At 67.2% G+C, this 21,065-nt stretch carries 21 protein-coding genes and 1 tRNA gene; 20 read left to right on the top strand and 2 right to left on the bottom strand.

Annotated features, from left to right (window positions below):
- The first annotated feature begins 35 nt into the window (after positions 1-35).
- Genes IPK85_18535 through IPK85_18510 form a run of 6 tightly spaced genes read left to right on the top strand, consistent with a single transcriptional unit; the run spans position 36 to position 4,857 of the window.
- On the top strand, positions 36-755 hold the full coding sequence (locus IPK85_18535) for a UMP kinase (GenBank protein MBK8249371.1): 720 nt from the start codon (positions 36-38) through the stop codon (positions 753-755).
- Complete coding sequence (frr, locus tag IPK85_18530; protein ID MBK8249370.1) at positions 752-1,306, top strand: ribosome recycling factor; 555 nt, start codon at positions 752-754, stop codon at positions 1,304-1,306. Before IPK85_18535 ends, frr begins: the two co-directional genes overlap by 4 nt.
- A complete protein-coding gene (locus IPK85_18525) occupies positions 1,303-2,166 on the top strand; it encodes a phosphatidate cytidylyltransferase (protein ID MBK8249369.1) in 864 nt (287 codons plus the stop codon). Before frr ends, IPK85_18525 begins: the two co-directional genes overlap by 4 nt.
- Positions 2,163-3,272 carry a 1-deoxy-D-xylulose-5-phosphate reductoisomerase gene (locus IPK85_18520; protein ID MBK8249368.1) on the top strand — a complete coding sequence of 370 codons (1,110 nt, stop codon included), beginning with the start codon at positions 2,163-2,165 and terminating at the stop codon, positions 3,270-3,272. The genes IPK85_18525 and IPK85_18520 overlap by 4 nt, the downstream gene beginning before the upstream one ends.
- Positions 3,266-4,465: an RIP metalloprotease RseP gene (rseP, locus tag IPK85_18515; protein ID MBK8249367.1), complete on the top strand. Its 1,200-nt coding sequence runs from the start codon at positions 3,266-3,268 to the stop codon at positions 4,463-4,465. The genes IPK85_18520 and rseP overlap by 7 nt, the downstream gene beginning before the upstream one ends.
- Entirely contained in the window at positions 4,462-4,857 is a 396-nt protein-coding gene (locus tag IPK85_18510; protein ID MBK8249366.1) for a hypothetical protein, read from the top strand. The genes rseP and IPK85_18510 overlap by 4 nt, the downstream gene beginning before the upstream one ends.
- Here IPK85_18510 and IPK85_18505 read toward each other — a convergent pair.
- Positions 4,854-6,518 carry a serine/threonine protein kinase gene (locus tag IPK85_18505; protein MBK8249365.1) on the bottom strand — a complete coding sequence of 555 codons (1,665 nt, stop codon included), beginning with the start codon at positions 6,516-6,518 and terminating at the stop codon, positions 4,854-4,856. The genes IPK85_18510 and IPK85_18505 overlap by 4 nt on opposite strands.
- Positions 6,519-6,618: 100 nt before the next feature.
- Here IPK85_18505 and rpsO point away from each other — a divergent pair, with 100 nt between their 5' ends.
- The 12 genes from rpsO (at position 6,619) to IPK85_18445 (ending at position 19,473) form a co-directional block, all read left to right on the top strand.
- The gene (rpsO, locus tag IPK85_18500) at positions 6,619-6,879 is read left to right on the top strand and encodes a 30S ribosomal protein S15 (protein MBK8249364.1); all 261 of its coding nucleotides are present in this window, start codon (positions 6,619-6,621) and stop codon (positions 6,877-6,879) included.
- Between the two features lie 135 nt (positions 6,880-7,014).
- Positions 7,015-9,267, top strand: a complete 2,253-nt coding sequence (locus tag IPK85_18495) for a polyribonucleotide nucleotidyltransferase (protein ID MBK8249363.1) — start codon at positions 7,015-7,017, stop codon at positions 9,265-9,267.
- Positions 9,176-10,537, top strand: coding sequence for an insulinase family protein (locus IPK85_18490; protein ID MBK8249362.1), 1,362 nt, complete (start codon positions 9,176-9,178; stop codon positions 10,535-10,537). Before IPK85_18495 ends, IPK85_18490 begins: the two co-directional genes overlap by 92 nt.
- A gap of 24 nt (positions 10,538-10,561) precedes the next feature.
- Positions 10,562-11,677: an alanine dehydrogenase gene (gene ald, locus IPK85_18485; GenBank protein MBK8249361.1), complete on the top strand. Its 1,116-nt coding sequence runs from the start codon at positions 10,562-10,564 to the stop codon at positions 11,675-11,677.
- 157 nt (positions 11,678-11,834) lie between these two features.
- Positions 11,835-13,496, top strand: coding sequence for a protein translocase subunit SecD (gene secD / locus IPK85_18480; GenBank protein ID MBK8249360.1), 1,662 nt, complete (start codon positions 11,835-11,837; stop codon positions 13,494-13,496).
- Positions 13,496-14,521, top strand: a complete 1,026-nt coding sequence (gene secF, locus IPK85_18475; GenBank protein MBK8249359.1) for a protein translocase subunit SecF — start codon at positions 13,496-13,498, stop codon at positions 14,519-14,521. Before secD ends, secF begins: the two co-directional genes overlap by 1 nt.
- 93 nt (positions 14,522-14,614) lie before the next feature.
- Positions 14,615-15,400, top strand: coding sequence for a TatD family hydrolase (locus IPK85_18470; GenBank protein ID MBK8249358.1), 786 nt, complete (start codon positions 14,615-14,617; stop codon positions 15,398-15,400).
- Positions 15,401-15,449: 49 nt separating this feature from the next.
- The gene (locus IPK85_18465) at positions 15,450-17,123 is read left to right on the top strand and encodes a formate--tetrahydrofolate ligase (protein MBK8249357.1); all 1,674 of its coding nucleotides are present in this window, start codon (positions 15,450-15,452) and stop codon (positions 17,121-17,123) included.
- Positions 17,124-17,158: 35 nt separating this feature from the next.
- Positions 17,159-17,539, top strand: a complete 381-nt coding sequence (locus tag IPK85_18460; protein ID MBK8249356.1) for a RidA family protein — start codon at positions 17,159-17,161, stop codon at positions 17,537-17,539.
- Between the two features lie 59 nt (positions 17,540-17,598).
- The gene (gene selD / locus IPK85_18455; GenBank protein MBK8249355.1) at positions 17,599-18,636 is read left to right on the top strand and encodes a selenide, water dikinase SelD; all 1,038 of its coding nucleotides are present in this window, start codon (positions 17,599-17,601) and stop codon (positions 18,634-18,636) included.
- A gap of 48 nt (positions 18,637-18,684) precedes the next feature.
- Positions 18,685-18,781, top strand: a tRNA-Sec gene (locus tag IPK85_18450).
- 20 nt (positions 18,782-18,801) lie between these two features.
- Positions 18,802-19,473: a hypothetical protein gene (locus IPK85_18445; protein ID MBK8249354.1), complete on the top strand. Its 672-nt coding sequence runs from the start codon at positions 18,802-18,804 to the stop codon at positions 19,471-19,473.
- Here IPK85_18445 and IPK85_18440 read toward each other — a convergent pair.
- A complete protein-coding gene (locus IPK85_18440; protein MBK8249353.1) occupies positions 19,461-20,225 on the bottom strand; it encodes a UDP-2,3-diacylglucosamine diphosphatase in 765 nt (254 codons plus the stop codon). The genes IPK85_18445 and IPK85_18440 overlap by 13 nt on opposite strands.
- 89 nt (positions 20,226-20,314) lie before the next feature.
- Here IPK85_18440 and eutM point away from each other — a divergent pair, with 89 nt between their 5' ends.
- Positions 20,315-20,605: an ethanolamine utilization microcompartment protein EutM gene (gene eutM, locus IPK85_18435; protein MBK8249352.1), complete on the top strand. Its 291-nt coding sequence runs from the start codon at positions 20,315-20,317 to the stop codon at positions 20,603-20,605.
- On the top strand, positions 20,556-21,062 hold the full coding sequence (locus IPK85_18430) for a BMC domain-containing protein (GenBank protein MBK8249351.1): 507 nt from the start codon (positions 20,556-20,558) through the stop codon (positions 21,060-21,062). Before eutM ends, IPK85_18430 begins: the two co-directional genes overlap by 50 nt.
- Positions 21,063-21,065 lie beyond the last annotated feature (3 nt).

The following is a 21,065-nucleotide window of genomic DNA, read 5'->3' as shown; positions in this document are numbered from 1 at the left end:
AAAGCCACCTTCGCTTGTCGCCCAACCTGAGCTGCATGCCTGACTCCCGTCCCGCCTACGAACGCATCCTCCTCAAGCTCTCGGGCGAGGCCCTCGCCGGGGATAAGGGATCGGGATACGACTTTGATCGCGTTGGCCAGTTCTGCGATGAGATCAAGGGGGTCGTCGAGATGGGAGTTGGTGTTGGCTTGGTGATCGGCGGCGGCAACATGGTTCGCGGCACCCAGCTCGCTGCCCTCGGGATGGATCGGGTGGCAGCGGACTACATGGGGATGCTGGGCACGGTGATCAATGCCCTTGCCTTGCAGGACGTGCTGGAGAAGCGCGGGCTCGACACGCGGGTGATGACCGCGATCCGGATGGAGGAGCTGGCGGAGCCGTATATCCGTCGGCGGGCGCTGCGCCACTTCGACAAGGGGCGCATCGTGATCTTCGCGGCCGGGACGGGGAACCCGTACTTCTCGACGGATACCGCGGCGGTGCTGCGGGCCATCCAGATCAAGGCCAACGTGATCATCAAGGCGACGTCCGTCGACGGCGTCTATACGGCGGACCCCAAGAAGAACCCCGATGCTCGGCGGTATGAGACCATCTCCTATCGCGACGTCATGCTGGAAGAGTTGGGGGTGATGGACCAGACCGCCGTGACGTTGTCCAAGGAAAACCGGTTACCGCTGATCGTCCTCAACATCCACGAACGCGGAGCTGTCGCGCGCGCGGTGCGCGGCGAACGCGTGGGAACCCTGGTCTCATGAGCACACTCGCAGCGATCCTCAAGGACACGAAGGCCCACATGGACAAGGCCTTCGAGAGCACGAAGCATGAGTTCGCGTCCATTCGCTCGGGGAAGGCGTCGCCGAGCATGCTGGATACCGTGCGGGTGGAGATGTACGGCACCAGCATGATGATGAATCAGGTGGCCACGGTGGCCGCGCCGGAGCCGCGCGTGCTGATCGTGACGCCGTTCGACAAGGGCCAGATCAAGCTGATCGAGAAGGCGATTCGCGAGGCGGAACTCGGGCTGGACCCGGTGACCCAGGGTCACGTGGTGCGGGTGCCGCTCCCCTCGATGAACGAGCAGCGGCGCAAGGACCTGGCCAAGGTGATCCACAAACTCGCCGAAGAAGGCCGAATCTCCGTGCGGCACTGGCGCACCGAGGCGCGGGATAAGTTCAAGAAGATCGACGGCGTGTCCGAGGACGACGTGAAGCACGCGGAGAAGGACCTGCAGAAGCTCCACGACGAGGCCGTGGCAAAGATCGACGCCGCGATGAAGGCGAAGGAAGCCGAGATCATGGAGGTCTGACCATCGGCGAACTCGCGCGCCGCGTCGCTGTTGCGATCGTCGGCATCCCGATCGTAGGTGTGCTGGTCTACCTCGGCGCGCTCCCGCTGGCATTGTTGCTCGCGGTACTCGGTGGCCTCGGGGCGTGGGAGTTGTTCCGCATGGCCCGCCACAGCGGGATCGAGGCGATGGACGTGTTCGGCGTGGCGATCGCCGCCGGGCTCCCGCTGTACACCGCACTCTGGGCGTCTGGCGCGCTCGCCGCTCCCGCCGCACTGGCCGCGGTGGTGCTGGTGACCCTGCTTGGGGCGTCGCTCTGGGCCCGAGGTGTGGAGGGTCGCCCGCTGGCCTCGGTGTCCGTGACCGCCTTCGGGGCCGTGTACACCGGTGGGTTGCTGTGTTTCGCCTGGCTCCTGCGGAATCATCGCTACGCGGCGACGGCGGCCGCGGGGACGGCCCTCGTGATGTACCCTGTGGTCCTCACCTGGGCGTCGGACGTCGGCGCCTACTTTGCGGGGCGGGCGCTGGGGACCACCAAGCTCATGCCGGCCATTTCCCCGGGAAAGACGCGCGCGGGGGCTTGGGGGGCGCTCGTGGTCACGGCACTGGTGAGTGTGGGCTATATCCGGTTTGTGCTCGAGCCCCGGGCTCAGCTCTCGTTGTCGTTAGGTGTGGCGATCGGCTTCGGGCTGCTGGTGAGTGTGGTCGCCCAGATCGGTGACCTCGTCGAGTCCATGCTCAAGCGCGAGGCGAAGGTGAAGGACAGCTCGCACCTGTTGCCCGGGCACGGTGGAGTCCTGGACCGGCTCGATTCGTTGTACTTCGTCCTTCCCGTGGCGTACCTGGTCCTCGAGCAGGCACTGAAACCGGTGACGCGATGACCCGGCGCGGCGTGGCGATCCTCGGGGCGACCGGGTCGATCGGTACGTCCGCGTTGCGGGTGATCGCCCGGCATCCCGACCGTTTTCGTGTGGTGGCGATGACCGCGCACGCGAATCGCGCGGCGCTCGACCTGTTGGTCACGGCGCACCAGCCGTTGTTCGCCGGCTTGAGTGGGGCGGACGGGGGAGGGGATGTCCTGCTCGCCGCCGCCACACGCCCGGACGTGGACATCGTGCTCAACGCCGTCGTTGGGGCGGCCGGGCTCGCGGCCACGCTGGCGGCGCTGGAGGCCGGAAAGCGGGTGGCCCTCGCGAACAAGGAGTCGCTCGTCGTGGGCGGCCAGCTCGTTCTCGATGCCGCGCGACGCGGGGGTGGTGAGCTGGTCCCCGTGGACTCGGAGCACTCGGCCATCCTGCAGGCCCTCGGCGCGGCGCCCACCGCAACCGTGCGTCGCCTGGTGCTCACGGCGTCCGGTGGCCCGTTTCGCTCGAGTAGCGCGACCGAGGTCGTGAACGCGACCGTTGGGCAGACCCTGCGCCATCCCACCTGGTCGATGGGTCGGAAGATCACGGTGGACAGTGCGACGTTGGCCAACAAGGCCCTTGAGGTGATCGAGGCGCACTTTCTCTTTGGACTTCCGTTCGACGCGATTGACGTGGCGGTGCATCCCCAGAGCATCGTGCACTCGTTCGTGGAGTTCGTGGATGGGTCGATGCTCGCGCAATTGGGGGTGCCCTCCATGGAGTTGCCGATCCTGTATGCTTTCACCCATCCCGAGCGATTCACGGATGTGGGGGTCCCGCGACTCGATCCGATCACGATGGGGTCGCTCACCTTCGAGGCGGTGCGGCACGACGTGTTCCCGATGCTTTCCATTGGTGTCGGAGCCGCGCGACGGGGTGGGGCTGGTGCGGCGGTGTTCAACGCGGCAAACGAGGTGGCGGTCAGTCATTTCCTTGACGGACGCCTCACATTTGGTGGAATTCCGGAGGTGGTCGGCGAAACTGTCGATACACTTGGATCGTTGGCTGGAGAGACCCGGCAGGAACTCCTGGACGCGGACGCTCGCGCCCGGGCACACGTGGAGGGATTGGTTCGATGCTGACGTACCTGGCGCCCCTGGTAGTGTTCGGGCTGGTGGTGTTCGTGCACGAGCTGGGGCACTTCGTGGCCGCCAAGCTCGTGGGCGTCTACGCCCCGGTCTTCGCGTTCGGCTGGGGGCCACGGCTGTGGGGCTTCCGGCGGGGGGAGACGGACTATCGCGTCTCGTGGTTTCCGGTCGGTGGTTTCGTGGCGATGGCGTCGCGGGATGCGGAGGCGATGAGCGCGATCGAAGGGGACGCGACGACATCCGACGATGCGAAGCCGGGCGTGCAAGGCCACGAGCGGGGACTCAACCCCATTCCTCACGATCCCGAGGCGCTGCGGCCGTTTGGGCCCAAGCCGGTCCCCGACCATCGATTCATCGAATCGAAGACGCTGCTGCAGAAGGTGTTTGTTCTGTCGGCGGGTGTCATCATGAACGCCATCCTGGCGTTCTGTGTCGCCGCGGCGGGCGTCTGGGCATACGGCAAGACGTTTGGTGGGCAGTTCGCCGTCGCGACCCCTGTCGTCGCCCCGGTGCTGGATTCGGTGGTCGGCGGATCGCCGGCGGACCGGGGTGGGCTGCTGTCCGGCGACTCGGTGGTCTCGGTGAATGGCGCCCCGATCCGAGGATGGGGCGAGGTCGTGCAGGCGGTCGAGGGGTCGCCCGGGCGGGCGCTCACGCTCGGCGTCGTGCGGGGCGGCGCGACCCTGTCGCTCGCCGTGATCCCCGATTCGGTGCGTCCCGACAGCACGTCGCCGCGTGTGATCGGACGAATGGGGGTCCGCTCGCGGCAGCGGCTCATCCCGGATCCGGCGTCCTTCTCCGAGGCGTTGGCCCTCGGCGCCACGGTGACCGGGCGGATGGGAGTCGAGGTCGTGCAGGTCGTGAAGGGGCTGTTCACTGGCGCGGTCTCCGTGAAGCAGCTCGGCGGTCCGATCCGGATTGCGCAGGTGTCGCTCGAGGTGGCGCAGAGCGGGCTCGAGCCGTTGTTGGTGCTGATCGCTTTCCTTTCGATCAACCTCGCCGTGCTGAACCTGCTTCCCATCCCGGTCCTCGACGGCGGGCAGATCCTGATTCGCGTGGCTGAGGCGGTGAAGGGCGGGGCGTTGAGCGCGCGCACGCAGGAGTACCTGATGCGGTTCGGCGTGCTGGCGATGCTCGCGCTGTTTGTGCTCGTGATGTTCAACGATATCGTCGGGCTGGTCCAATGAGTTGGGGACGACGTGCCATCGTAGCTTGCGGGTTGTTTGTCTCGCCGCTGGCGGCGAATGCCCAACGGCCGGCGACACGTTTCGAGATCACCGCGGTCACCGATAGCACCTTGTCGTTCCGGACCGCCACCGCTCGATGGATCAAGACCGGGCGCGCAGGGATCGCAGTGGATCCGCGGCGTCGTGACCAGCTGGTCGCGCGCTTCGAGGTGGTGACCGTCGCGGACGGTGTCGCGACGGCGTTGATTACCGGTCAGACCACGGATGTCTCGATCGATCACGTGGCGACGGTCGTCGAGCCCGAGACGGCCTGGTATCGGCGCAAGAGCTTCTGGGTGGGGCTCCTGCTCGGCGGTGCCCTCGGGGGCGCCGCGGGATCAGCCGCGCGTTAGGGATTCGACGCGCTGCAGTCCAGCGTGGCGGTCCGGTCCAACGCACCAGCGCCAACGGTGACGTTCGTTCGAAACTCCTGGCAGCCAGGAGCGGAGATCACCAGCTCGTAGACGCCGACCGGGAGCAGTTGCCCGTTTGGCATCGGGAGCTCACCGCTCCTCGCGATTCCCTCGCCGGTCACCGCGTAACGTGCCTGCTCGGGTTGGGGGCGATTGCGTAAGGCGATGCGGAGGGTACCGCAGGTGCGGACGGCCAGGTTCACCTGCTCGCGACCGCCAGGCCGAACACGCAGGGTGGTGTTCGCGAATGCCGTTGGGCACCCCTCGGGTGCGGCAATGCTCGCCCGAACCGCCAGCGGGGTACCGGCGCGGAGCGTGTCGGATGACCAGCTGGTCGTCCCGACGTCGATGCCGTTGACCGAGAGCCGCGCGCCGTCGGTGGCTCGGACGTCCAGCCGCCCGACGCCGGTGGCTGGTAACGGTTTTCGGCCGCTGTCTCCCCGTGCGCGGGCGATGGAGTCGATCACCGACCCGATCGTGTCCACTGGCGCGACGCCCCGGAGGGAATCTGCGAGGGTGGAGTCGAAGCGTGCCGTGACGCCGGCGATCACCGGTGGAGTCCCGGCCACGGTGGGCGCCGCGCGCTGTGCGAGGATGATGACGCCGACGACCCCGACCCCCGCGAGGGCGAGGACGGTCGCGCCGACACGTCGTGCGAGGCGGGATCCCTTCCGGCGTCGTCCGGAGCTGAGGGGGCGTTCGGTGACCGTCGGTGTTTCCGTCGGCGATAGGAATGCGCCGGGAGACGCTGGCCGCCCACCCCGTGCCGGACGCGGCAGGGCGAGGAGGGCGGAGAGCTCGTCGGCGAGCTGCTCGCCGGTGGCCGGCCGGTCGTCCGGGTGCTTGGCCAGGCAGCGGAGGATCAGCTTCTGGAAGGCCGGGGAGATGTCCGGGTTGAACTGGCGGGGGGGAGGTGGCTCGGCTTCAACGTGGGCTCGGGCGATCTCGTACCAGTCTTCGCCCTCGAAGGGGAGGCGACCCGCGACGGCGCGGTAGAGCGAGACGCCAAGGGAATACACGTCGGCCCGTCCATCCAGCGGCTTGGCCCGGGCTTGCTCCGGGGCGAAGTACTGGGGCGTCCCCACGACCATGTTCGTGCCGGTCTGCTGGGTGTAGCCGGAGACGGCGCGGGCGATGCCGAAGTCCGCCACCACGGCGTTCCCGTGGACGTCGAAGAGGATGTTGTCGACCTTGATGTCCCGGTGGATCACCCCTTCGCGATGGGCAAAGCCGATGGCCTTGGCGACGTCGATTCCCACGCGAAGGACCACCTCCTCCGGGAGGAAAGCCTGCGCCTCGAGCCGGTTGGCCAGCCCGGAGGGGAGGTAGTCCATGGCGAAGTAGACGGCGTCGCCGTCTTTCCCGACTTCGTAGATCTTGACGATGTTCGGGTGCCTGAGCCGGGCGGCCGTGGAGGCCTCACGGCGGAACCGCTCCTCGAACTGCGGGTCCCCCGCGAATTGGGGCTTGAGGACCTTGAGGGCGACCGGGATGCCGAGGGTGGGGTCGAACCCCCGATAGACCCAGGCGAAGCCGCCGGAGCCGATGAGCTCCTCGACCCGGTACTTGCCGAGGCTCTTGCCTAGATAGCGCTCAGGCACCGGGGGCGGACGGCTTTACAGGTTAGGTGACGGCCAGTAAGTTGTTATGCTTCTAACAACTTAGCGAACTGGCGACCGGATCGCGCGGGGAATATACCACATGAGTTTTGAAAAGGCACCAACCATCACGAAGTACAAGACGCACGAGACGGACACGGGTTCGCCCCAGGTCCAGATCGCAGTCCTGACGGAGCGTATCAACTATCTCCGTAGCCACTTCGACAAGAATCCCAAGGACCATCATGGTCGCCGGGGCTTGCTCAAGATGGTCGGTCGGCGGAAGCGCCTTCTCGAGTACCTCCGCGGCAACAATGTCGAAGGGTACCGTAAGGTCATCGCTGATCTTGGCCTCCGCCACTAGTCGAATCCCGAAGTAAGCAACTCGCGCGGGCGCCCATGGGCCCCGCGCGTTTTGTGTGTGCTGTACCCCATCATCACGTGCGCCCCGGGCCTTGCGAAGGCTCCGCTCGCGGCGCCCACCTACGCCACAAGGCAGATGCAACGAATCGAACGCACCTTCGCAGGTCGCACCCTCTCCATCGAGACCGGCCGGATGGCCAAGCAGGCCGCGGGCTCCGCGGTGGTCCGCTTCGGCGACACGATGGTTCTGGCCGCAGTCACGGTCACGGACAAGATCAGCAACCTCCCGTTTTTTCCGCTGACCGTCGAGTATCGCGAGAAGACCTACGCCGCCGGCAAGATCCCCGGGGGGTTCATCAAGCGTGAGGGGCGTCCCCACGATCACGAGATCATCTCGGCTCGCATCATCGATCGCTCGATTCGTCCGCTGTTCCCGGAAGGCTTCAAGAATGAGGTGCAGGTGTTCGTGTACGTCATCTCCGCGGACCAGGAGAACGACACGGACGTCCTCGGGCTCGTCGCGACCTCCTTTGCGCTCAACGCTTCCAAGATCCCGTTCAAGGCCCCCATCGCTGGCGTCCGCGTCGGCCGGGTACAGGACAAGTGGATCCTCAATCCCACCTTCCAGCAGCTGGAATACAGCGACCTCGAGTTCGTCGTCGCCGGCTCCGCCGATTCCATCGTCATGCTCGAAGGCGGCGCCAATGAAGTGAGCGAAGCCGATGCCCTCGAGGCCCTCACCATCGGGCACGGTGGGATCAAGGAGCTCATCGAGATGCAGGAAGAGCTCCTCAAGAAGGGGCGTGAGCCGAAGATGACGTGGACCGCGAATGTGGTCCCGGACGAGATCGTGAAGGCGGTCACGAAGGAAGCGGACGACAAGATCGTCGCGGCGCTGAACCAGAAGGACAAGCACACGCGCATCCAGGCGGTTGAGGCGGCGAAGGCGGCGGTCAACGAAAAGCTCGTCGCGAGCCATCCCGAATGGGCGCCACACATCTACTCCGTCCTGAGCGACCTGGAGTACAACGCGCTGCGTTCGCAGGTGCTCTCCACGAACCTGCGCGTCGACGGCCGCAAGACCACGGAAGTCCGGCCGATCAGCATCGACACCACCGTGCTGCCACGCGCCCACGGGTCCGCGCTCTTCACGCGCGGCCAGACGCAGGCCCTGGTGGCGGCCACGTTAGGCACGGCGGAGGACGTCCAACGCCTCGACACGATCCACGAGGCCGCCGAGTCCACGCAGACCTTCATGTTGCATTACAACTTCCCGCCGTTCTCCACCGGCGAAGTCCGCCCGGTGCGCGGCACGTCGCGTCGCGAGATCGGCCATGGGAACCTGGCGGAGCGCGCCCTGCAGGCCGTCCTGCCCGACTTCAACGAGTTCCCCTACACGATCCGCATCGTCTCCGACGTCCTCGAGTCGAACGGCTCGTCGTCGATGGCCTCGGTCTGCGGCGGATCGCTGGCGCTCTTTGATGCCGGCGTCCCGACCCGCGCGGCGGTGGCCGGCGTGGCCATGGGCCTGATCAAGGAAGGGAAGAAGTACGCCGTCCTCACCGACATCCTGGGCACGGAAGACCACCTCGGCGACATGGACTTCAAGGTCGCCGGCACCGAGCACGGGATCACGTCGATCCAGATGGACATCAAGATCGAGGGGCTCGACCTCAAGATCATGAAGGAAGCGCTGGCCCAGGCGAAGGAAGGGCGACTGCACATCCTCGGTGAGATGCAGAAGGCGCTCGCTGCGCCACGCGCCGAGATGTCGCTCTACGCGCCGCGCATCGTCACGATGACGATCAACCCCGAGAAGATCGGCGACCTGATCGGCCCGAAGGGCAAGACGATCCGCGGCATCCAGGAAGAGACCGGCGCCCAGCTTACGGTTGACGATTCCGGCCTGGTCACCATCGCCGCCGTGGGTGGCGAGTCGATGGAGCGGGCGCGCCAGATGGTGCAGGCGATCACCGCGGAGCCGATTGTCGGCGAGACCTACGAAGGGGTCGTGAAGAGCACGACGACCTTCGGGGCGTTCATCGAGATCATGCCCGGGACCGAGGGGCTGCTGCACATCTCCGAGATGCGCCACACGCGCGTCGAGAAGACGGAGGACGTGGTCAAGAAGGGCGACCGTGTCAGCGTCAAGCTGATCGATCGTGACGAGCGCGGACGTCTCCGCCTGTCCATGAAGGCCCTGATGCCGAAGCCGGAAGGGATGGTAGATGCGCCGGCCGAGGGCGGCGCGGGTGCGTCGGCTGAGGGTGGCGAAGGCGGCGAGGGTGGTGAAGGTGGTGAGGGCGGCGAACGTCGCGAGCGGCGCGGCGGAAGCGGCGGTGGGCGTGGCGGCCGAGGTGGCGAACGTCGTGGAGGCGGCCGGCGATAGGGTCGTGACCGCGACAGCTGAACTGACCGGGCTCCGGCGCACGATATTCCCGAACGGCCTCACGGTCGTCTCGGAGTACATGCCGCACGTCCGGTCGGTCGCGCTGGGCGCATGGGTGCGCTCGGCGTCGGTCCACGAGGTGCGTGCCGACATGGGCGTCTCGCACATGTTGGAGCACCTCGTGTTCAAGGGGACGGAGCGCCGTGGGCCGCGGGAGATCGCCCTGGCGCTCGAATCGTTAGGTGGATCGCTCGACGCATGGACCTCGCGCGAGCACACCTCGTTCCAGGCGCGGGTCCTGGATGAACACCTGCCGCAGGCCGCCGATGTGCTGGCGGATCTGCTGTTCGCGCCGACGCTGCGAGCCAGGGACCTCGACCTCGAGCGCAAAGTGGTGCTCGAGGAGATCTCGATGGTGGAGGACGCGCCGGACGACATCGTGTTCGAGCTGCACAACGCAATGATGTGGGGCGAGCACCCGCTCGGTTACTCGATCCTCGGGACGCGGGATACCGTCTCGGGGCTTCACGTCGACACGGTGCGTGCCCTGCATGATCGCGCCTACCGACCCGAACACATCGTACTTTCGGCGGCGGGGCATGTGGAGCACGACGCGCTGCTGGATGCCCTGGTGGCCACCGGCTGGGACCGTGTCCCACGCGGCGACGCGCAGCGAGCCGTAATGCCGGCTGCCGCCGGCCCGGCGCGGGGCCAGCGCCAGCACGTGGATCGCGACGTGGCCCAGAGCCATGTCGTGCTCGGTGCGGGAGCGATCTCGTACAGCGACCCGCGGCGTTACGTCTTTGCCCTGCTCGCGTCGGTGCTTGGGGGCGGGATGAGTTCGCGCCTCTTCCAGCGAGTGCGGGAGGAACGCGGACTCGCGTACTCCATCTATGCGTTTCACCAGCACTACCGGGATGCCGGGATGCACGGCGTGTACTTCGCTACCTCACCAGAGCAGGTCGACGAGGCCATCGGCGCCGTTCGCGCGGAGCTGGGTGACCTCGTCGCCCATGGCCTGCCGGCGGCCGAGCTGGCCATCGGCAAGGGCCAGCTCAAGGGCCAGATGACGCTGTCGCTGGAGAGTCCCGGATCCCGGCTGTACCGTGCGGCGGCCACCGAACTGTACGGCGAGCCGTTTCGTTCGCTCGACCAGGTGCTCGCGGAGATCGAGGCGATCACCGAAGCGGATGTGGCGTCATTGGCCGTGGAGATGTTCCGGCCCGACGACCTGTCGATCCTCACCCTGGGGCCCTCCGGGGCCTCCTGACCAACACTTCGAATCCAACCGACCATGCGTATCGGCGTACCCAAGGAAATCAAGACGAACGAGAACCGCATCGCACTCGTCCCCGCTGGCGCTGAAGCGCTGGTCGCGGCCGGGCACGAAGTCGTCATCGAGAAGGGTGGTGGCGAGGGGAGCGGCTTCACTGACCAGGACTACCTGGATGTGGGCGCCAAGATCAACGCCGACGTCGACGCCGTCTGGGCTGGCGCGGACATGATCATCAAGGTCAAGGAGCCGATCGCTCCCGAGTGGAAGCGCATGAAGAAGGGGCAGGTGGTCTTCACCTACTTCCACTTCGCCGCGGACGAACCGCTGACGCGCGCTCACATGGAGGCCGGCGCCACCTGTATCGCCTACGAGACGGTCGAGCTGGCGACCGGCGAGCTCCCGCTGCTGACCCCGATGTCCGAGGTCGCGGGCCGGATGGCGGTGCAGGAGGGGGCCAAGTACCTCGAGAAGCTGTACGGCGGGCGTGGCGTCCTCCTGGGTGGCGTCCCCGGCGTTCCCCCGGCCAAGGTGGTCATCCTCGGCGGCGGGATCGTGGGGATCAATGCGGCGAAGATGGCCGCGGGCCTTGGCGCCAAGGTCGTGATTCTCGACATCTCCCTGGATCGGCTGCGTTACCTCTCGGACGTCATGCCGGCGAATGTCCAGCTGATCTACTCCAACCGGCAGAACATCCTGGAGCAGATCGCGACGGCGGACCTGGTGGTTGGTGGGGTCCTGATCCCGGGGGCGAAGGCACCGAAGCTCGTGCGCCGCGAGGATCTCAAGCGGATGCGTCCGGGCTCGGTGATCGTGGACGTGGCGATCGATCAGGGCGGTTGCGTCGAGACGATCAAGGCGACCACCCACGAGAATCCGACGTACGTCGTGGACGGTGTGATCCACTACGGTGTCGCGAACATGCCGGGTGGGGTCCCACGCACCTCGACGCTGGCCCTCACCAATGCCACCCTGCCGTACGCGATCCAGCTGGCCAACAAGGGGTGGAAGAAGGCGCTGACGGACAGCCCGGCCTTGTTGAAGGGGCTGAACATGATCGACGGGAAGGTGACCTATCCGGGCGTCGCCGAGGCGTTCGGGCTGCCCTGTCACGATCCCGCATCGTTCCTGGGGTAGGCCAAGGTTGTTCCTCATCGGCCGCAAGGCGCCCGGTCCCTCTGGAGAGGCCGGGCGCCTGTTCTTTTTCCGGTCGGGGCATGGTCGTTGACTCCCCTTCGGGTGCCCGGTAACCTTCCAAGCTCTTTCAAAGCCCCATTTTCGCGAGCTTTACCGCATGTCCAACCTGAAGTACCGACTGGGTTTGATCGCGGCCCTCCTGTTGGCGTCCGTGTGGGCGCTATTCCCGAGGACCGTGGTCGAGCGCGTCAACCGGGAGGGCGGAATCGCCCTCGACACCGTGCGCCGTGTCCCGCTGAAGCGGGGCTTGGACTTGCAGGGTGGCATGCACCTCGCGCTCGAGGTGGACGAAAGCAAGCAGGCCGTCGCAGACAAGAGTGACGCGCTGGATCGCGCCCTGAAGGTGGTGCGGTCGCGCATCGACCAGTTTGGGGTGGCGGAGCCGGTGGTGCAGAAGGTGGGCACGGACCGGATCATCGTGGAGCTGCCAGGGATCGACGATCCTGATCGCGCTCGTGCGGTGGTCGAGGCGCAGGCTTTCCTGCAGTTCCAGATCACGGATGAGTCGCAGGCGCTCGAGAAGGCGCTGCCGCGTTTCGACCAGATCGTGCGCTCGCGCGGTGGTGCAGCCGTGGCACCGGGCGCCGCGCCGGCGACAGACGTAGCCGCTGCCCCAAAGGGGCTCGACCTGTTTACCAAGAAGGACTCCGGCGCGGCTGCCGATTCGACCAGGGCTGATACCGCGAGCGTCGCTGGTCAGCTCGGCGGTGCGGGGAGCGTGTCAAAGCTCGTCGCCCCGGGTTCCATTCCGGGCGAGTACCTGGTGGCCAACGCCGACGTGCCGTCGCTCGAGCGGATCCTTGCCATGCCGGAGATTCAGGCGGCGATGCCGCCGGGTCGCGAGCTGTTGTGGGGCGCCGACACGGTGTCTTCGGGCGCCGCGCCGTTCCGAACCATTTACATGGTGGAGTCCCGACCGATCATCACGGGCGAGTACCTGGAAGACGCGAAGCCCAACCAGGACCCGATCCAGGGAACGCTCGTCGAGTTCCGCTTCAACAACGAAGGTGGGCGTCGGTTCCGCAGCGAGACCGGGAAAAACGTCCAGAACTACATGGCGATCGTCCTCGATGACAAGGTCATGGGGCAACCGCCGGTCATCATCCAGGCCATCGGGGCGCGGGGCCAAATCACGATGACCGGTCGCCCGCTGCAGGCCGCTCAGGACCTTGCCCTCGTCCTCCGTGCCGGCTCGTTGCCGGTGCCGCTGAAGGTGGCCGAAGTCCGCCAGATCGGGGCGTCGCTCGGACAGGACTCGATCTCCAAGGGGGTCATGGCGATGATGATCGCGGTATTGCTCGTCATCGTGATCATGATTGGGTACTACCGGTTCTCCGGGACCCTCGCGGTTGGCGCGCTGATCCTGTTCATGGTGTTCACGATGGCCATGCTCTCCAGCTTTGGCGCCGTGCTTACGCTGCCCGGGCTCGCTGGTCTCGTGTTGTCCGTCGGTATCGCGGTGGACGCGAACGTGCTCATTTTCGAGCGCATTCGCGAGGAACTGGATCGCGGCAAGACGGTCCGCACGGCGATTGACGAGGGCTTCAAGCATGCATGGAGCGCGATCGTCGACACGTCCGTGGCGACCATCCTGACCGCGGCCGTGTTGTACCAGTACGGCTCCGGTCCGGTGCGGGGCTTTTCGGTAACCCTTATTGCCGGTATCGCGGCGTCACTCTTCTGCGCCGTGTTTGTCGTCAAGACCTTCTACCTGGTGTGGCTGTCGCGCACGACGTCCGCGCAGACGCTGAGTATCTGATGATTCGCATCTTCCACAACACCAGCTTCGACTTCATCAAGTGGTGGCGCCAGGCGGCGATCGCCACGGTCGCCTTCATCGCCCTCGGGCTCGCCTCGTTTCTGGTCACCGGCGGTGTGAACTACAGCATCGAGTTCACCGGCGGCACCCTGATGCAGGTGCGCTTTGATGCGGACGCCGATGCCGGCGCCCTGCGCGAGGCGCTCGACGCCGGTGGCGTCCGCGGGGCCGAGATCCAGCAGTACGGCGGCGGCAACGAGTACACCATCCGTGCGCAGAACAGTGCACAGGTGGCGGCGCAGGATACGTCCGCCACGGCGATTGCGACCACGATTAAGGGCGCCCTGGATGCGAAGTTCGGCGCTGGCAAGTACAAGGTCGAGCGAACTGAGGCTGTCGGGCCCAAGGTCGGCGCCGAGTTGAGCCGCGGCGCGGCGATCGCCATGCTGCTCGCGTCCCTCGTGACCCTCGCGTACCTCGCCATGCGCTTCGAATGGCGCTTCGGCGTTGCCGCGGTGCTTTCGACGGCGCACGACGTCCTCGTCACGCTGGCCTTCATCAAGCTGACCAACGTCGAGGTGTCACTGGTCATCGTGGGCGCGATCCTCACCCTCCTCGGCTACTCGGGCAACGACACGATCATCATCTTCGATCGCGTCCGTGAGAACCTCAAGAAGGGGCGCAAGGAGCCGCTGTACGACACGCTGAACCGCTCCATCAACGAGACCCTGCCGCGCTCCATCCTGACGCACACGACCACCTTGGCGGCCACACTGGCCCTCCTGTTGTTCGCCGGCGAGGTGCTGCGGCCGTTCGCGCTCGTCATGACGTTTGGTGTCTTCGTGGCCACCTTCTCGTCGATCTACGTGGCCTCCCCACTCCTGCTCTGGATCGAGCGCAAGTTCCCGCGCGATCCGTCCGGGAAGGGAGCGGTCAGCCGCACCGTCGCCATGGCAGAATCCGCGGCGGAGGCGACTGTGAAGGAATCGAAGCCTGGTCGCCGGGTACCAGCCGGGGCGCGCTGAGCCATGCACACCTGAACCGCCGCGAAATCGCGGCGGTTCTGCTTTGTGGCCGCCGCGCCGCGCGGCACTGAGGTCGCCCTTCACGACGCGACGATGACCGTCTTTGTCGATAGCCACTGCCATCTCGCGGACCCGGCGTTCGCCGACGACGCCGATCAGGTAATTGAGCGGGCGCGAACCGGCGGTGCGTTGGCCATGGTCGCGATCGGGGAGTCCCTGGCCGCGGCCGGGCGGGCGGAAGCGATCGCTCGCCGGTACCCCAACCTCGTCTGGTGGACGGCTGGGGTGCATCCCCATGATGCGGCGGAGTTCGATCTGTCCCGCGACGTGGAGTTGATCCGGGAACACATCGCTCGCGGGGCGGTCGCCGTGGGGGAGTGCGGCCTCGACTACCACTACGATCACTCACCGCGCGTCCAACAGCGCCGGGCGTTCGCCGAGCAGCTCGCGATTGCCTCCGATACCGGTCGTCCCGTGGTCGTGCACACGCGCGAGGCGGTCGACGATACGATCGCCATGGTGCGCGAGGCTGGTGCGCAGGGGATCCGGGGAGTCCTGCACTGTTTTACCGGTCCCCAGTCGCTGATGGAGGCCGCCCTGGAGGCCGGATGGCACGTGTCGTTCAGCGGCGTGGTGACCTTCAAGAAGTGGGACGGTGACGCCCTGATCCGCGACTGCCCCGCTGACCGGTTCCTCGTGGAAACGGATGCGCCCTACCTCGCGCCGGTCCCGCATCGTGGCAAGCGCAACGAGCCCGCGTTCGCCAGCCTGACCCTGGCCCATGTGGCAAGCGCACGGGGGCTCGAAGTGTCAGAGGCCGGACGGCTCTGCGTGGCGAACGCGGCAAGGCTATTTGGGCTGGCGGTGACGGCGCCATAACCGTACAATCCGCGCGCGTTCCTGTTGGTCCCTCCAGCCCCTGCCATCCGTGTCGTTTCCCTCGGATATCGAGATTGCGCAGCAAGCGAAGTTGCGCCCCATCACCGACGTCGCCGCCGAGCTTGACCTGACGCCGGACGACCTCGATCTCTACGGCAAGTACAAGGCGAAGATCCCCCTTGAGATCACGCAGCGTCCGCCCCGCGGCCGTCTCGTGCTGGTCACGGCGATCAATCCCACGGCCGCCGGTGAGGGCAAGACGACCACGTCCGTCGGGTTGGCGCAGGCGCTGCGCAAGATTGGCAAGCGCACCGCGCTGTGTATCCGCGAGCCCAGCCTTGGTCCCGTGTTCGGCGTCAAGGGCGGGGCCGCCGGCGGCGGGTACTCGCAGGTCCTGCCGATGGACGACATCAACCTGCACTTCACGGGCGACTTCCACGCGATCTCGTCGGCACACGCGTTGTTGTCCGCGATGATGGATAACCACCTGCAGCAGGGGAACTCCCTGAGCCTGGATCCCCGACGGATCACCTGGCCGCGCACGATCGACATGAACGACCGGGCGCTGCGCAAGGCGGTGATCGGGTTGGGCGGGCCGGCCGAGGGGATCGTGCGCGAGGAGCGCTGGGTGATCATCCCGGCCTCCGAGATCATGGCGATCGTTGCCCTCTCGAATTCATTCGAGGATCTCGAGCAGCGCTTGGCCCGCATCATTGTCGGATCCACCGCCGGCGCCAACCGCCAGCCGGTGCGCGCGGGTGAGCTCAAGGCGTCCGGCGCGATGGCCATGCTGTTGAAGGATGCGATTCGCCCCAACCTCGTCCAGACCCTGGAAGGAGGCCCGGCCTTTGTGCACGCGGGCCCGTTTGGCAACATCGCGCACGGCTGCAACTCGATCCTCGCGACCCGCGCGGGACTCGCACTGGCGGACATCGTGGTGACGGAAGCGGGCTTCGGCTCGGACCTCGGCGCGGAGAAGTTCTTCGACATCAAGTGCCGAGCGGGCGGCCTCAACCCCGAAGTGAGCGTGCTGGTGGCCACGGTGCGCGCCCTGAAGATGAACGGCGGGGCGAACAAGAAGGACCTCGCCCGCGAGGACCTCGGCGCCCTCGAGCGGGGCTTGCCCAACCTGCAGCACCACATCGAGAACGTGAAGCAGTTCGGCACGCCGGTGGTGGTCGCGGTCAACCGGTTCGCATCCGACTCCGATGCCGAGTTGCAGATGGTGGCGGATTGTGCGCGCAAGGCGGGGGTGCGCGTGGCCCTCAACGAGGTCTTCGCCCGCGGTGGCGAGGGCGGTGTTGAGCTGGCGCACGAGGTCATCGCGCTGCTCGAGGCCGGCGGGTCGAAGTACGCGCCGATCTACGACAGCAGCCGCCCGATCCGGGAGAAGGTCGAGACGATTGCCCGCAAGGTGTACGGGGCAGATGGCGCGGACTTCTCGCCGAAGGCCGAACGCTCGATCGACTACCTCGAGTCGATTGGCCTGGGGACAACGCCGATCTGCATGGCGAAGACGCAGTACTCGTTGACGGATGACGCCTCGAAGCTGGGCCGGCCGACGGGCTTCCGCATGACGGTCAACGAGGTCTACCCGGCGGCGGGCGCAGGCTTCGTCGTCGCCCAGTGCGGGGACATCATGACGATGCCCGGGCTGCCCAAGGAGCCGGCCGCCGAGCGGATGGCCGTCAAGCCAGACGGGTCGATTACGGGGTTGTTCTGAGTTAGTGCTGGTATCACGTCTTTCCTGACTTTCACGTGCCCACGTCCATTCATACCGATAACGCCCCTGCGGCGATTGGCCCGTACGCGCAGGCCGTCAGCGCCGGTGGTTTCCTCTTCACCGCCGGCCAGATCGCCCTCGACCCGGCGACGATGGCCGTTGTGCCGGGTGACGTCGTTCCCCAGACGGAGCGCGTCCTCGCGAACCTGGGTGCCGTGCTTGCCCAGGCCGGGTGCGGCTGGGCGGACGTGGTGAAGACCACGGTCTTCCTGCAGGACATGGCGGACTTCCCGCGTTTCAACGAGGTCTACGCGCGCGCGTTAGGCGACGCGCGGCCTGCGCGATCCACCGTGCAGGTCGCCGGGTTGCCGCGCGGGGTGCTGGTGGAAGTGGAGGCGGTCGCCAAGCTGCCGTAGGCGCGCGCTCCGCCGGCGCGCCCTTCCACCGCGGCATGTCATGGGCCCATCTTGTGCCCATGACTAATCAACGCGCCCACCTCTTTCGCCTGACCCAGTTCGCCCGCTGCGCCGGTTGAGCCGCCAAGCTGGGTCCGGGTGACCTGGCCAAGGCGCTCGCGCCGCTTCCGGTGCGCGAACATCCAGACCTGCTCGTCGGACGCGAAACGTTCGATGACGCCGGGGTCTTCCGGCTGTCCCCCGAGCTCGCGCTCGTGCAGACGGTGGACTTCTTTGCGCCGATTGTGGACGATCCCTATGCCTTCGGGCAGGTCGCGGCGGCGAATGCGCTCTCGGACGTCTACGCTATGGGTGGGGAACCGATCACGGCGATGGCCATCGTGGCCTTTCCGACCGGGAAACTGCCGCTCGAGGTCCTCACCGAGATCATGCGCGGTGGCCAGGACGCGGTGACGGAAGCTGGTGCGGTCCTCGTGGGTGGCCACAGCATCACGGACGACGAGGTCAAGTTCGGCCTCTCCGTCACGGGACGCGTGCATCCGGACCGCCTGCTGACGAATGCCGGGGCGAGGCCGGGGGACATCCTCATCCTCACGAAACCGCTCGGGACGGGGATCATCTCCACCGCCGTGAAGCGCGATCTCGCCGTGGCCGGGGCAGAGGCCGCGATGGTCGCCAGCATGCGGAAGCTGAACCGCGATGCCGCGCGCGAGGCCGTGAGCGCCGGAATGCGCTGCGCCACGGACATCACCGGGTTCGGCCTGCTGGGGCACGCGTCGCATATCGCGCGCGCGAGCGGCGTGACGATGCACCTCACCCTCGCGGCCTTGCCGAAGCTGCCGGGGGTGGACGAGGCGCTGGCCCAGGGGATCAACACAGGTGGCGCCGACCGCAACGCCGCGTGGCTCGCCGCCGATGTGCACTGGGGCAACGCGGACGCGGCGACTCGGGCCCTCCTCGTCGATCCACAGACGTCCGGTGGGCTGTTGGTGGCAGCTTCGCCGGAGAGCGCCGACGGCTATGTTTCGCGCGTTCCAGGTGCGGTGGTGGTTGGACGTGTGGCCGCCCGCGGGGAACACCTGATCGTGCTGGAGTAACACGGAGAGCTTCGCCGGGCCCGCGCGGTCCCCGTCGAATGATGTTTGGGGAGCGGATGTGGTCTGGTGGCTGCCGTCGTCTTCAAAACGGCTGTGACCCGACGCTGTCGGGTTGGGTGGGTTCGATTCCCGCACGCTCCCGCCATCCATTTTCGTGTTGACACTGTGAACGATTCACCCCGGGGACAGGTGATGGCGCTGGTTCGTGCGTGCGTGGGACTGGTGCTGGTGGCGGGAAGCCTGGCCGCGCAGCAGCGGGATACCAGTCGTGTCGCGCCACGGGACACGACGCGTCCGGCCGCGGCGCCGGATACGGTGCGGCGGCCCGTGGTACGGGTGGTCGACCCCTTTGCGCCGCCGATCACCCCGCGCCGCGCATTCCTGTACTCGCTCGCGGTGCCCGGACTTGGCCAATCCAAGCTCCAACGGCCAAGTGCAGGGGCGGTTTATGTCGCGGTAGAAGCCCTCTCGGTCGCGATGCTCGCCAAGTCCCGCTACGACCTCAACATCGCCAAGCGGCGGGTGCGTGAGTCCCTCGTGAAGAACTTCGCCTCGGGCACCGACGGCGCGACCTTCAAGGACGGGAAGCCGGTGGTGCAGGACACAGTGGTGAGCCGCTACGCCCAGCCGACCAACGACGAGTTACGCAGTCGCCTCAAGGCGCGCCGCCTGCACTACGAGGACTGGGTGGCCCTGCTCGCGTTCACGCACCTCTTCTCGGGGGCCGACGCCTTCGTCTCCGCGCACCTGTGGGACCTGCCGCGCCAGGTGGAGATGCGCACGCTGCCGTCCGGTGCGACCGGCGTCGGTTTTCGGGTCCCCTTTCAGCCGCGCTGACGCTTCGGCTCCACCACGATCGGGTCGTCCTGGGGATGGCGATAGAGCGCGATCGCTTCTTCGGTGACGCGCAGGTAGGTCGAGTCCCCCAGCCATGTCCCGGCGTTGCCGTACACTCCACCCGAGGGCGCGCGCTGGAGGGTGGGGACGTGCGAGTGGCCGAACACGAGCAGGTCGAGCGATGGCTCGGCGGCGAGGTCATGGAAGGCGACGTCCTGGAGCCCCTGGCCGTTGTCGGCGGCGCTGTAGGTGCGGCTCGTGGCCGACGTGCCTAACGCGAGTCGGCTCGCCCAGTCGGGGTGGAGCAGGTGACGAAAGGCGCTAATCGCCGCCGGGTTCCGCATGATCGGACGCACGGCCCGGTACTTTCGGTCGGCCGCGCCGCGGAGTCCATCGCCGTGGTCCACGCGGGAACGCCATCCCGCGATCTCCCCGCGCCAGGTGGATAGGGTGTAATCCACCCCGGCGTCCTCCCGGAGAAAGTTGCCACCCCAGCAGTCGTGGTTCCCGGCGACCCAGACCACCGGGATCCCGGCGTCGGAAAAGGCGGCCACCTCCGCGAGCACGCGGTACCCATGGCGCGGAATGACCGATCGCCACTCGAACCAGAAGTCGAACAGGTCCCCGTTGATCACCAGGGCGCGTGCATCGCGCCGTGCGGCCCGCAAAAAGGCCACCAGGGCGAGTTCCGCGTCGCGACGCGCTACGCCGAGGTGCGCGTCAGAGATGATGTAGCACGGGGCCGGGAGCACGTCGCCGAGTATACGCGCTCCCGCGCGCCTTTACAAAGGCCGGCGGAGCACGCATCTTCGCGGTCAATGCTACGGCCCTGAGGAGACGGATGGCTCAAAGCGCGCTCGGCCTTATTGAAACCAAGGGACTCGTCGGGGCCATCGAGGCGGCCGACGCGATGGTCAAGGCCGCGAATGTCCGGTTGGTCGGGAAGGAGAAGGTGGGTGGCGGCTACGTGACAGTGATGGTTCGCGGCGACGTCGGGGCGGTGAAGGCCGCCACGGACGCCGGGGCCGCTGCCGCCGAACGTGTTGGTGAGCTGGTCTCGGTGCACGTGATTCCGCGCCCGCATGCGGAGCTCGAGATGCTGCTCCCCCAGGGCACGCCGGGTGACGGCTGACCGAGGGACACAAGAAGCCCTCGGATTGGTAGAAACCCGGGGGCTTGTTGGGGCGCTGGAGGCTGCGGATGCCGGTGCCAAGGCGGCGAACGTCCGCCTGCTCGGCGCGGAGCGCGCCGATGCCGGGCTGGTGACGGTCAAGTTCCTCGGCGAGGTAGCCGCCGTGCGGGCCGCCGTCGACGCGGGGGCCGCTGCCGCCCAGCGCGTGGGGCACCTCGTGTCGTCCCATGTCATTCCGCGACCGCACGACGAGCTTGGCCTGGTCATCGAGGACGATGAGGCCCCGGCCGGGACCGTCTCGCGCGAGCACATCGACTTCTCGCAGCTCGAGCAGATGAAGGTCGTGGAGTTGCGGACCCTGGCGCGGCGCATGGCCGCCTTTCCGCTCAAGGGTCGCGACGTGGCGCGCGCCGGTCGTGATGAACTGCTCGCAGCCTTCCGCGGCCTGAAGGGCTGAGCC

The organism is Gemmatimonadota bacterium, assembly GCA_016712265.1.
Taxonomy (GTDB): Bacteria; Gemmatimonadota; Gemmatimonadetes; order Gemmatimonadales; family Gemmatimonadaceae; genus RBC101.
Note: the sequence above shows the minus strand (reverse complement) of the source record. Positions and strands in the feature narration are given on the sequence as shown.